This is a genomic window from Winogradskyella sp., assembly GCF_013213835.1.
Taxonomy (GTDB): Bacteria; Bacteroidota; Bacteroidia; order Flavobacteriales; family Flavobacteriaceae; genus Winogradskyella.
On record NZ_JABSSU010000003.1, the window covers coordinates 367765 to 381346 of the forward strand.

Annotated in this window: 12 protein-coding genes; 9 read left to right on the plus strand and 3 right to left on the minus strand. The window is 33.2% G+C overall.

The genetic code is table 11. The features are described from left to right. Positions 1-10: 10 nt before the first annotated feature. Both ytxJ and HRU50_RS04540 read right to left on the minus strand, forming a co-directional pair. Positions 11-391, minus strand: a complete 381-nt coding sequence (gene ytxJ / locus HRU50_RS04535) for a bacillithiol system redox-active protein YtxJ (RefSeq protein ID WP_296348613.1) — start codon at positions 389-391, stop codon at positions 11-13. 38 nt (positions 392-429) lie between these two features. After that, positions 430-2043: a family 16 glycosylhydrolase gene (locus tag HRU50_RS04540; protein ID WP_296348615.1), complete on the minus strand. Its 1614-nt coding sequence runs from the start codon at positions 2041-2043 to the stop codon at positions 430-432. 199 nt (positions 2044-2242) lie between these two features. Here HRU50_RS04540 and clpB point away from each other — a divergent pair, with 199 nt between their 5' ends. Further along, entirely contained in the window at positions 2243-4849 is a 2607-nt protein-coding gene (gene clpB, locus HRU50_RS04545; protein ID WP_296348617.1) for an ATP-dependent chaperone ClpB, read from the plus strand. 97 nt (positions 4850-4946) lie between these two features. On the opposite strand, the gene HRU50_RS04550 is transcribed toward clpB, so the two are convergent. Continuing rightward, on the minus strand, positions 4947-5489 hold the full coding sequence (locus HRU50_RS04550; protein WP_296348619.1) for a hypothetical protein: 543 nt from the start codon (positions 5487-5489) through the stop codon (positions 4947-4949). A gap of 266 nt (positions 5490-5755) precedes the next feature. On the opposite strand from HRU50_RS04550, the gene HRU50_RS04555 reads away from it, so the two are divergent. The 8 genes from HRU50_RS04555 (at position 5756) to HRU50_RS04590 (ending at position 13558) form a co-directional block, all read left to right on the plus strand. Next, on the plus strand, positions 5756-6619 hold the full coding sequence (locus tag HRU50_RS04555) for a TraB/GumN family protein (protein WP_296348621.1): 864 nt from the start codon (positions 5756-5758) through the stop codon (positions 6617-6619). Positions 6620-6887: 268 nt separating this feature from the next. Next, positions 6888-7550 carry a deoxyribose-phosphate aldolase gene (gene deoC / locus HRU50_RS04560; protein ID WP_296348623.1) on the plus strand — a complete coding sequence of 221 codons (663 nt, stop codon included), beginning with the start codon at positions 6888-6890 and terminating at the stop codon, positions 7548-7550. 28 nt (positions 7551-7578) lie between these two features. After that, positions 7579-8277, plus strand: a complete 699-nt coding sequence (gene deoD, locus HRU50_RS04565) for a purine-nucleoside phosphorylase (protein ID WP_296348625.1) — start codon at positions 7579-7581, stop codon at positions 8275-8277. A gap of 76 nt (positions 8278-8353) precedes the next feature. Further along, positions 8354-9244 carry a nuclear transport factor 2 family protein gene (locus tag HRU50_RS04570; RefSeq protein ID WP_296348627.1) on the plus strand — a complete coding sequence of 297 codons (891 nt, stop codon included), beginning with the start codon at positions 8354-8356 and terminating at the stop codon, positions 9242-9244. 158 nt (positions 9245-9402) lie between these two features. After that, positions 9403-10149 carry an SDR family oxidoreductase gene (locus HRU50_RS04575; RefSeq protein WP_296348629.1) on the plus strand — a complete coding sequence of 249 codons (747 nt, stop codon included), beginning with the start codon at positions 9403-9405 and terminating at the stop codon, positions 10147-10149. Between the two features lie 10 nt (positions 10150-10159). Beyond that, positions 10160-10981 (plus strand): SMP-30/gluconolactonase/LRE family protein, encoded by an 822-nt coding sequence (locus HRU50_RS04580; protein WP_296348631.1) that lies wholly within the window; start codon positions 10160-10162, stop codon positions 10979-10981. Positions 10982-10986: 5 nt separating this feature from the next. Then, positions 10987-12234 carry a glycosyltransferase family 2 protein gene (locus HRU50_RS04585; protein WP_296348633.1) on the plus strand — a complete coding sequence of 416 codons (1248 nt, stop codon included), beginning with the start codon at positions 10987-10989 and terminating at the stop codon, positions 12232-12234. Between the two features lie 31 nt (positions 12235-12265). Further along, positions 12266-13558, plus strand: coding sequence for a carbamoyl-phosphate-synthetase (locus HRU50_RS04590; RefSeq protein WP_296348635.1), 1293 nt, complete (start codon positions 12266-12268; stop codon positions 13556-13558). Positions 13559-13582 lie beyond the last annotated feature (24 nt).

Sequence of the window (13582 nt, forward strand, 5' to 3'; positions counted from 1 at the left end):
TAATTTACACTCAATATTTACTCAAGTCTAAATCATTTATGGCACCATGAGACGCATAAGCAACCGCAATTCCATTTTTAATCACCAATAATTGCGGCGATTCATGCAATACTTGAAACTTATAACCTGTTTCATTCGAAACATCTCTGTAGCTCAACAAATCAAGATAGTATAAATCTGCATTTGTATCTAAGTCATATTGTGATACAAATTGATTCATCACCATTCGACTAATACCACAACGTGTAGAATGTTTAAAGATGAGCTGTGTTTTGGTTTTAGATTTGTCTTCTATAGCATTGAGCTGCTCAATTGAATTAAGTGCAATCCACGGTAATACCTTTTCTTCTTTAGGTTCTGTAGAACCAAACATTTTATTAAATAAACCCATGCGCTTGTTGTCGGTCTTAAATTATAGAACTTACAATATTATTCTTTAATAAATTTTTGAGTTGCCGTTGTGCCATTTTCAAAAGTGACTTCAACAACATACAAGCCTTCGTTTAAAAAAGTGATGTCATAATGTAATTGATTATTGAGATTGGTAGAGAAATCTTTTTCCTTAATTAGTCGGCCTTTTAAATCTACTATTTGAAGTTTCTTTATTGGACTTAATGTTTGAATTGATAAAGCATCCTTTACAGGATTAGGATACAAACTTATCATGTTGTTTGCATCAAATTCATCAACGGACATGGTACTTTCTTGATACACTCTCACATAATCCACTTCCATGGCACTTTCAGTAAAGCCAGTACCAACTATAGAAGGTAAAATAGCTGTATTCAAAAGTATATATTGATTTGCAATAAAAGGCCAAGTATCTAAATTTTGCACATCTGGTTCGTACACATAATGCGTAACACCATCAACTTTAAACACCATTCTGTCTGGAAACCAATCTACCGTATAAATATGAAATTCTGTTGAAACCGTCGGTATGGTTTGTCCACCATGATTTACTGTAGCACCAAAACTAGATGGCGTATGCATAGCGCTTTGTACATAGTTTTGATTATGTCCCCAATGTTCCATAATATCAATTTCACCACAAGCTGGCCAATTTGTGGTTCCAAAACCTTGTGTGGTCCAATACGCACCTGTTTCAATAATATTTTGTCCAAGCATCCACATTGCAGGCCATGTCCCAACGCCAAATGGTAATTTTGCCCTTATCTCTACTCTACCATATGTAAATGCAAACTTAGAATTCAATCGTGCTGATGTATAATCTTTTGTCACACCTTGTGATGTATAAGTTTCTTCTTTGGCAACTAAATACATAATGCCGTTGCTGACATAAGAATTATCTATGCGACTTGTGTAATGTTGTATTTCTCCATTATACCAACTATTGCCATTTGGCAATAAAAACTGATGATGCCATTTGGTATTATCTAAAGCGCCATCAACATCAAACTCATCAGACCACACCAAATTATCGTACACAGGATCATTTGGATATGGGTTATTATAAAAATGTGTAACATCGTCTATGTAGGCCACTACAAGATCATTATTATTTTCACCATTTACTTGAATTAAAACACGATTTAAATCTGTTCTTTGAATCGGAACAGGTGAGCCAGCATCTAAATTGAGATAAGCGTCATTTTCAAAATCAAAAACAATGTCTTGCCATTGGTCTAGGACTAAAGGTTTAATAATTTCAGTTTGTGTTGTCCAAGGTTGTGGTAATGTTCCGTCCTGTAATTTTAAAGACACTTGATTGTTCTGATTACCAGTAATTCCACTTGAAGGTACATATATTTTAATGCTGAAGGCGTTATTCTGAGTCAAATCGAAATTTGAAGCGGCATCAAAACGCACATTTGCATATTGCCCACCAATATCATTGTATTCTAAAACAGTAGCTGATGTGTTTTCAGCATTTATATGGGGATTTGACAGACTCGTATTTATTCCACAATCATCACCAAACCACGACGTTATATTACCGTTACCTTCAAAGTCATCAAAAGGTACTTGTGCATGCGTAACAAAAGAAAATAGTACAGCTGCGAATAGTAAACAATTCTTCATATTTCATTTTTTTTTCAAGATACATATAATCAGCAAAAACTAAAAAAGCTAAAACCACGACATAAGCCATACAAATGATGCAAAACACTCAAATACAGACAAAAAGTCATTACAAATTACCCAAAATCAGTCAAAATGTCCTTCTTTTTTAATTGGTAAGAAAATTGAACAACATCAACCAAACATAAAAATTACATAAATGAATTTCAATAATTTCACAATAAAGTCACAAGAAGCGATACAGCAAGCACAACAGCTCGCTCAAGGCTTTGGTCATCAGCAAATAGAGAACGAGCATCTCTTTAAAGCTATGATGACGGTTGATGAAAACGTCATTCCATTTATTTTAAAAAAATTGAATGTTAACGTTTCACTACTAGAACAAATATTAGATAAGGAACTCAGCAGTATTGCAAAGGTATCTGGTACAGATATTATGCTATCTAGAGAAGCTGGTAAATCTTTAAATGAAGCCTCAATCATCGCTAAAAACATGAAAGATGATTTTGTTTCTATAGAGCATTTAGTCTTAGCAATCTTTAAATCAAAAAGTAAAATTGCACAAATATTAAAGGACCAAAGTGTTACCGAAAAAGGTTTACAAGCTGCAATAGAAGAACTACGAAAAGGCGATAGAGTAACATCTCAAAGCCAAGAAGACACTTATAATTCTTTGAATAAATACGCTAAAAACTTAAATCAACTTGCTAGAGATGGTAAATTAGACCCAGTAATTGGTCGTGATGAAGAGATAAGACGTATTCTTCAAATCTTATCGAGACGCACAAAGAACAATCCAATATTGGTTGGTGAACCTGGAACAGGTAAAACGGCTATTGCAGAAGGTCTAGCACATCGTATTATTGATGGCGATATTCCAGAAAACCTTAAAGACAAACAGATTTTCGCTTTAGATATGGGTGCTTTAATTGCTGGTGCAAAATTTAAAGGTGAGTTTGAAGAACGTCTCAAAGCTGTAATAAAAGAAGTAACTACAAGTGAAAGTGATATTGTTTTATTTATAGACGAGATTCACACTTTAGTTGGTGCTGGTGGTGGACAAGGAGCAATGGATGCTGCTAACATTTTAAAACCTGCACTAGCAAGAGGTGAACTTAGAGCTATTGGCGCTACCACATTAGATGAATACCAAAAGTATTTTGAAAAAGATAAAGCTTTAGAGCGTCGTTTTCAGAAAGTAATGGTTGATGAACCGGACACAGAAAGTGCCATTTCAATCCTTAGAGGAATTAAAGAAAAGTACGAAACACACCATAAAGTTCGTATTAAAGATGAAGCTATTATTGGTGCTGTAGAACTTTCAAACAGATATATTACCAACAGATTTTTACCAGATAAGGCCATTGACCTTATGGATGAAGCGGCTTCAAAACTGCGCATGGAAATCAATTCTAAACCTGAAGAATTAGATGTTTTAGATAGAAAAGTAATGCAGCTTGAAATTGAAATTGAAGCGATTAAGCGTGAAAAGGATGAAGCAAAACTAAAGTCTTTACGTTCTGATTTGGCAAATCTAAAAGAAGAACGAAATGAGCTTAATGCTAAATGGAAATCGGAAAAAGAAGTAGTTGAAAATATCCAAAATACAAAACAAGATATTGAGAATTATAAACTTGAAGCTGAAAAAGCAGAACGCGAAGGCGATTATGGCAAAGTAGCTGAACTACGTTATGGCAAAATAAAGGAAGCTACTGAAGCTCTAGAAGCACAACAAGCTGTTTTAGCAAAGCAACAAGATAATTCTCTGATTAAAGAAGAGGTTACTTATGAAGACATTGCCGAAGTTGTTGCTAAATGGACAGGTATTCCTGTAACTAAGATGATTCAGAGTGAACGCGAAAAACTATTAAGACTTGAGCAAGAATTACACAAACGTGTGGTTGGACAAGAAGAAGCCATTGTTGCTGTAAGTGATGCTGTTAGACGTTCTAGAGCTGGACTTCAAAATCCGCAAAAGCCAATAGGTACATTCCTTTTCTTAGGAACAACTGGTGTTGGTAAAACCGAATTAGCAAAAGCATTAGAAGAATACCTATTTGATGATGAAAATGCCATGACACGTATTGACATGAGCGAATATCAAGAACGTCATGCTGTTAGTAGATTGGTTGGTGCACCTCCAGGATATGTTGGCTATGATGAAGGCGGACAACTTACCGAAGCTGTGAGACGTAAACCATATTCGGTAGTATTATTAGATGAAATTGAAAAAGCACATCCAGATACGTTTAACATATTACTACAGGTTCTAGATGAAGGCAGATTAACAGATAATAAAGGAAGAGTCGCAGATTTTAAGAATACCATTATTATTATGACGTCTAACATGGGAAGTCATATTATTCAAGAAAAATTTGAAGCTGTTAAAGATATAGACACCGCTATGGAAGCAGCTAAAGTGGAAGTTTTAGGGATTTTAAAACAATCCGTAAGACCAGAATTCTTAAACAGAATTGATGATACTATAATGTTTACGCCTTTAACAAAAGAAAACATTACAGACATCGTTGGCTTACAGCTAAAGTCTGTTACAAAAATGATTGCACAACAAGGCATTACTTTTGACGCTACACCAGAAGCAATCACATATTTAGCAGATAGAGGATTTAATCCAGAGTATGGTGCAAGACCTGTAAAGCGTGTGATTCAAAAAGAAGTATTGAATGCTTTAAGTAAAGAAATACTTGCTGGCAAAGTCACAACAGATAGCATTATTTTACTAGATGCCTTTGATGACGAATTGGTGTTTAGAAATCAAGGTGATTTAGTGAGTGAAGAATTTTAAAAATTAGTTGGTTAGTTAGTTGAAGAAGAATCAGCGCTTATCTCAATTAAGTAGATAAGCGCTGATTTGATTACTAGTTATTTATTTAGTTAGATTCTTACAAGATAATCTTAATCCCGAAGTTTATATTCATAGAGTTAAATCCGAATGAAGTTGTACCAGTAGCATCACCTTCTTTTGGCTTAACAGCGTTGTAACCAAACTGACCAAAAGTTGCCTCTAAAGTTACCTTAGGAGTTACGAAGTAATCAATTCCAGGTCTTAAATTAAATCCGTAACCTGTAGCCTCTTCAAAAAGTAAAACAGGGACGTCCGCTTGACCAAAGAAAAAGAAGTTATCAGTAATAGACCAATACTTTCTTGCTAATGGTTGAAGAATAATTGCATCTACCGCATCAGCACTACCAACAGTTGTACTTGTGTAACCAACACCTGCACCAATAGTTACCGTTGGGCTAATAAATACACCAGCAACAGGTAATATTGTAAAAGACTGTGTGTCGGTTGCTTCAGTATCAGTATATTCTAATTGACCTAAAGCCCACCAAGCACCTTCTAATCCATTATTATCAGAGTCCTGTGCATTAACACCAACTGTTATAAAAGTCATTGCGATAATTGCTAAAAATAATTTTCTCATAATTTTTCGTTTAAATGTTTGATGCAAAAATATTGTCAAGAAATGATGAAAAAACTGATAATTATCAGTACTTATTACTTTTATTCTCTTTAATCATTTTCCTGTAACAAAATGACTTTTCAATAGTCTATATTATGATTGGTTGAGAAAGCAGCACAGAAAAAATCGACGCGTAGATTTACATTATTGTGTTGCTTTCCTTTTTTCATTACTTTTTTGTAACAATTCTAATATCATTAATACCAACAGTAAAGAATTTTATTTATATGAAAAGCATTGCACTCGTATTTACCACTATACTACTTAGCATATTTAATCTCAACGCACAAGATTTAGAAGATACCTTACTTTGGGAAATTTCGGGAAATGGTTTAGAAGAATCATCCTATTTATACGGAACAATTCATATTACTTGCGACGCCACATTGAGCAGCAAAATTCTTAAAGCATTAGACAATACAGAACAACTTGTTTTAGAACTAGACATGGATGACATCAACATGCAAGCAGAAGCAATGAAATTAATGATGCTTGAAGATGGGGAAACATTGAGCGATTTTCTTTCTGAAGAAGACTATAAAACCTTGGATAAGTTTACAACAGAAAAATTGGGTATGCCACTAAAAATGTTAAACAACATGAAACCCTTTTTTATAAATGCCATGTTTTATCAAATAATGCTTGATTGTCCTTTGGAATCTTTTGAGACCGAACTTATAAAAATAACAAAGGAACAAGAAGAAGAGGTTTTAGGTCTTGAAACTGTAGCGGAACAAATTCAAGTTTTTGACGATATTCCTTACGAAGATCAATTAAAAGACATCATCAGAGGCGCAACTGATAATCTCGAATACGACAAAGCATTTTTTGAGAGTATGCTAGAAGCTTATGCAGATGAAGATTTAAATAAGCTTAATGAAATCATGAAGGATGAAAGTTATGAAGTAAGCTCTAAACATGCTGATAAATTATTAGAAAATAGAAACAAAAACTGGATACCTAAAATTGAATCAATAGCCAAGGAAAAAGCCACATTCTTTGGTGTTGGCGCTGGTCATTTACCTGGCAAATATGGTGTTATTGAACTTTTAAAGGCGCAAGGCTATACTGTAAAACCAATAACCGAGTAGTATATAATACTATTAAAATTCAATAGAACAGACTAATGTTTATTCATAACCCTTTACTGATTTTCAACAGGTTATATTATCTAACAGAAACTTTTCGATGAAATACATGTTATTTCATCGATTAAATTCACGTTTTAACGGATTAATTACTACTTTAGTCGGACCAATTAATTATCTCCATTTAAATAGATCGAAAATCTATTTGTATTCCCTCGGATTAGACAGGAATTACAATATCAAACAATTTACTTAAAAATAATATTCAACAATGGAATTGAATAAATATATAGACCATACATTATTAAGCCCATCAGCAACTGAAGGAGATATTTTACAACTGTGCAAAGAAGCTCTAGAACACGAGTTCTATTCAATTTGTGTAAACAGTTGTTATGTTCCAATAGCAAAACAAGCATTAGATAAATCAAATGTAAATATTTGTACTGTTGTCGGTTTTCCGCTAGGCGCAATGTCTTCTGAAGCCAAAGCTTTCGAAGCAAAAAACGCTATAGAACATGGCGCTACCGAAATAGATATGGTGATGAATATTGGTCGCTTAAAAAGTAAAAATTACTTGGCAGTTTTAAAAGACATTTCTGCTGTGAAAACTGCGATAGGTGATGTACCTCTAAAAGTAATTATTGAAATAAGTGAGCTTTCAAAAAATGAAATTGTCAAAGCCTGTGAAATATGTATTGATGCAAAGGCGGATTTTGTAAAAACCTCTACTGGATTCTCTAAGAGTGGTGCTACGCTGACCGCTGTAAAAATCATGAAGAAAAGCGTAAAGAATGTTCTTAAAATAAAAGCTTCTGGTGGCATTAGAGATGCAGAAACGGCACTTAAATACATAGAAGTTGGCGTGCATAGAATTGGCGCATCTTCAGGTGTTGCCATGATGTCAAATCTTACTTCGCATTCAGCCTATTAGTTTAGATTACTTTGTGTAAATTTACCGCATGAGTGTACATATCGGAGCGCAAAAAGGCGACATTGCAGAAACTATTTTATTACCAGGTGATCCACTAAGAGCAAAATGGATAGCCGAAACCTTTTTTGAAAACCAAGTTTGCTTTAACGAAGTTAGAGGTATGTATGGTTATACCGGAACTTATAATGGTAAACGCATTTCTACAATGGGCTCTGGGATGGGAATACCTAGCATGTCTATTTATGCCAATGAATTAATAAAAGATTTCGGTGTTAAAAATCTTATTAGAGTTGGAAGCGCAGGATCTTATCAAAAAGATGTTAAAATAAGAGACGTTGTTTTAGCAATGGCGGCATCTTCAAATTCTGGTGTTAACGAACTTCGTTTTGGAGGTGCTGACTATTCACCAACAGCCGATTTTGAATTATTCATAAAGGCTGTAGACATTGCCAAGACTAAAAACATACCAATTAAGGCTGGTAATGTTTTATCTTCTGATGAATTCTACGAGGACAATATAGAATCCTATAAAAAATGGTCTAAATTTGGTGTACTTTGTGTAGAAATGGAGGCTGCCGGTTTATATACTGTAGCTGCTAAACATAATGCAAAAGCATTAGCCATTTTAACAATTTCTGATTCTTTAGTTACTGGAGAACGCACTACTAGTAAAGAAAGAGAAACCACCTTTAAAAGTATGATTGAAATAGCATTAGAGTTGGCTTAATTATATTTAACATGCTTTTAAATAGAAAAGAGATTTTCTAGGCTATTTTTGAGAGTATTAATCTAACACTCACAGTATGAAACCTCTATTAATAACTTTATCTTTCTTCTTTTCTTTCTTTTTATGCGGTCAAGAGCGTTCGGACAAAGAGCTAATTGAAGCCACCTTAAACAACTATATTGACGGCTTTTATCAAGGAGACACAACCAAGCTAAAAGCGGCTCTTAAACCAAGACTATACAAATTCGGTTATTTAAAAGATAAAGAAACAGGCAAATATAAATACTATCAACATCTAAGTTATGACAATGCCTTAAAACTTGCCCAATCAATTAAAGACAATGGACGAACACGTACTGAAAGCAAAATGCGTAGTGTTAAGGTCCTAGAAATTAGTAATCACATTGCATCTGCAAAGGTCACTGCAGCTTGGGGAATTGATTATGTTTTATTATCCAAAGACAATGATAAATGGATGATTGAAGAAGTCATTTGGGAAGGTCCTTATCAAGATAAATACCAAGAAGAACAAAAGGTTACCACATATTATTTGATTAGACATGCAGAAAAAGATAAATCAGATAAACAAAATAGAAATCCACACCTAACAGACATTGGCCAAAAAAGAGCTGAAAACTGGCTTAATGTTTTTGAAGATGTTGAATTCGATATGATATATTCAACAAATTATCATAGAACCATAGAAACTGCGCTTCCAACCGCCAAAGCAAATGATTTGGAAATTATCTATTACGATCCCAGAAATATGGATATAGACACTTTCATGGAAAAAACTAAAGGAAAAACTGTGTTAATTGTAGGACATAGTAATACAACTCCTACTCTAGCCAATAAAATTATTGAAGAGGATAAGTATTCTCAGATTGATGAAACTAACAATTCAAATCTTTACATAATTAACAAGAATGATAGTTCAATAACATCTACACTTTTAAAAATTAATTGATTACAATTCAAAAGATTAGTATCTAATTTATAATAAATCTGATTCGATAAATTCATGACTTAATCGAATATTAAATCAATTCATGGATAATTCGTTTTTATTCAGAAATAATGGCTAGTTTTGGAGTAACAAATCAACCATTAACCGCTAAATAATCTATGAAAACAGTAATGATTTTAGGTGGCTCTAAAGGAGTCGGCAAAGAAATACTTAAATCTTGCCTCAATAAAGGTTATAATGTCGCATTTTGCGGAAGAGATCAAAAACTTGGTAATGAAATCATCAAGTCCCTTAATGCAGAGGATAAACTGTATTTTCATAAAATTGATTTAAACTCAATTGATGGTATTGAAAGCTATTACAATGAAACCATCAAAAAATTCAAAAAAATTGACGCTTTAGTATTATATGCTGGAGTGACTCCTGTGGCGTCTTTAATTGATACTGAAGAAGAGGTTTATGACCAAATATTTAATGTAAATCTTAAAGCACCTTACTTTTTAACCAAACATGTTATTAAAAACATGATGGAAAACAAAACAGGTTCCATCATATTCTTTGGTTCTGCACATATGGATTATGGTCAAGAGGATAGAACACCATATGCTTTGACTAAAAGTACGCTTTATACTTTATCTAACCATATTGCGCATCATTATGCCAAATATGGAGTTAGATCTAATTACTTAGTTATGGGATGGACGCATACAGAAGGTGAGTTGGCTTTACGAGCTAGTGAAGGTATAAGCGAAGAAGATTTAAAAAATGAAGCTAGTGGAATTATACCAATGGGGCGCATGCTAAGTCCATATGATCCTGTACCGGCAGTAATGCATTTTATTTCAGATGACTCTGCAATGACCACAGGTTCTATAATGAGAGTAACAGGCGGAGAATATATATAGTTTGAAATTCATGAAACCTACACTCGTTCATTTTTCTGAAACTGCTGAATTATTTGAAGGACCTATTTTCGACTCAAAACACAAACTTTTGTATTTTGTTTCTATTCTTGATGGATTGACATTTTGTTATAATCCAGAAACAAAGGAAATACTTAGTATTAAATTAGATTCGCCTTCAAGCAACATATATGTAATAGACTTTAAAAAAGTATTAGTTGCTTCAAAAAATGGCTTTTACAATATAGATTTCAATACGCTTAAAGCTGAGTTTGCCTTTCAAATTGATATAGCACCTAATGTGAGATATAATGATGGCATAGTAGATCCCAAAGGCAGATACATCATTGGCACTATGGGATATCCTGAGGTAATAGGTAATATAGGCAAGGTTTACTCCTACTCTAATGGAATATCTAAAGTAATTATTGAAAACACTACTATTTCTAATGGCTTAGCTTTTGCTGCCGACCAAAAATCTTTATTCTTTATAGATACTCCAACTCAAAAAGTGGCCAAGTATCATTATGATATTGAAACTGGTGATGTAAACTTCGATTCTTATGTGATTAAATTTACAAACGAAGGAAATCCAGATGGTATGACCATAGATAAAGATGGAATGCTATGGATTGCAGAATGGAATGGCTACTGCGTATCTCAATGGAATCCTAATACAGGAGAAAAACTAAATGAAATAAAACTACCATATAAAAATGTGACCTCTTGTTGTTTTGATAACAATTCAAACTTATACATTACAACAGCTAAAGAAGAAGATGTAACAGAAAATAATGGAAGTGGATTATTTTATGTTGAATTAAACAAGTTTTAGAATTTATGAACACACCAAAAATTAGTGTCATTGTTCCTATTTATAGAATTGAAAACTATTTACCACAATGCGTAGACAGCTTGTTAGGGCAATCTTTTAAAGATTTTGAACTGATTTTAGTCAATGACGGAAGTCCAGACAGTTGCCCACAAATATGTGATAGTTACGCAAAACAAGATTCTAGAGTAAAAGCAGTTCATAAGGCCAATGGTGGTTTGCTTTCTGCTAGAAAAGCTGGTTTAGAAGCGGCGTCTGGCGAATATATTGCTTGGGTTGATGGTGATGATTGGGTAGATCCTCATTTTTTAAGTATTTTATATAAACTAGCTAAAGAGAATGATGCAGATCTTACAGTTACCGGACATTTTAGAGAATTTGATGGTAAGATTGAAACTATAAAACCAAATAATCCAGGTGTTTACAATGAAGAAGAAATTAAGTCTTCTATCATTACAAAAGCTATCTTTAATGGAGAATTTTGTGAACATGGCATGTCTACATATGTCTGGAATAAACTATATAAAAAAGACCTACTAGAAAAAGTACTTTTTAATGTTCATAATGATATTGTAATGGGAGAAGATGCTGCCATAACATACTCATACTTAGCACTCTCTAAAAGCTTAGTAATAAGTAAAATTCCACTGTATTACTACAGACAGAGACACGATTCAATAGTAAAATCTATTGAAAATCCTGCGATGGAATATTACAGACTTGGTCTTTTAATGAATCATTTATACAGACACTTAGAGGTAGCTATTGACAAAGTTGCTCTTAAAAAGCAAATCGACTTTTATTTGTATTCTCAATTATTAGTGAGGTCTGGTGGATTAATTAATCTAGATAATGGTTCGAAAGTTTTCAATCCTTTTAAAAACATAAAAAAAGGTTCTAAAATTGCAGTATACAGTTCTGGTTCTTTTGGTCAACATGTGGTTTCGACGAATTTAAAAACCAATTACTTCAACATAATGAATTGGGTTGATATCGATTATCATGATTTAAAAATAGGGAATACCATGGTCGAGCCAATTAGCGCAATTAACAATGATGATATCGATAATCTAATTATAGCTACCATCAATCCTTCAACTCATAGAATGATAGAAAAAGAGCTCGAACTTTTTGGAATTTCAAAAGATAAAATAGAAAAAATAGAAATCAACGACTCAAAAATAAATCAGCTATTCAAAGACTTGGGTTTCGATGAGAATTTTCTTTTTCAAGCAGATATTGCAGTAAAAAAATAAATTATTTAACAAAATAAAACAACATAAACACATGTCTAAAAAAATAATAATCCTTGGTGGTAATCCTGAAACTGGCGTTTTAGTAGAAATAGCAAACAGCATGGGACTTCATACTATTGTTATAGACCCAAATCCTAATGCACCAGCTAAAAAATTTGCTACCGAAACTTTTGATATCGATGGTTTTGATATCGAAGGAATCGTTAATGTTGCTAAAGAAAATAATGTTGATGCAGTATTAGTTGGAGTTGCCGATATATTAGTAAAACCATATAAAGAAATTTGCGAAAGACTTGGTCTTCCTTGCTATGCTACAGATGGTGCTATTGAAGCTTTTTGTAGCAAAGACGGTTACAAACGCTATTGTGAAAAATACGGCGTTCAAGATATTCCTGGAATCTATATAAAAAGAGGTGAAGCAATAAGAAAACCAGACAATGTAGATTTACCTTTAATGGTAAAACCTGTTGATAGTGGCGGTGGCGTTGGTATGAAAATATGTAGAGAAGAAGCTGATTATATAGAAACTGTTAAGCATGTTCTTAAATACTCTAAAAAAGGTATTGTTTTAGTAGAAAAATACATGGATGTTAATTGCGATGATATGGCTGCTTACTACACATTTAAAGATGGTATTCCGTATTTATCTGCAATATATGATAGAACGTTAACAAGACTTCAAGGAAACTCTAGCCCTATTGGGCTTGCCACGCTATATCCTTCAAAGTATACCGAAGCATTTGTTGAAAAAGTACACCCAAAACTTTCTGAGCTTTTTAAAGGCACTAAAGTTCAAAGTGGTGTGCTTAATGTTCAATTTTTTGTTGAGAATGGAGAATTTTATAGTTATGACCCAGGGTTTAGGTTACAAGGTGAAGCACCACATATCGCTCTTGCTGATATCAACGGCTTTGACCACCGTAAAATGTTAATCAATTTTGCTTTAACTGGTAAATTTGGAGAAGATAACTTTTCAGAACAAAATGATTACATGTTAGGAGGCAAAAAAGCGTGTTCTATTTGGGTACTATTAAAAGAAGGTAAAATTGAATCTATAAAAGGGCTTGACGCTATTAAAAATCATAAAAATGTAATCTTTGTAGTAGAAAGATTTAAAGAAGGTGATACTGTAGCGCCAGAAATGGTAGGTACAGAAAGACAAGTACTTTATAGAATTTATACTGTATCTGATTCAGTCAAAGAAACAAACCAAACAATACAAGACATTCAGAACATACTAGATGTTAAGGATGAAAATGATGAGGATATGGTTTTAGAGTGGACAAAACTTTGGAATGAAGATGATTTTAGTCATCAACTATAACTAATTTATAACTAACCAATCAAA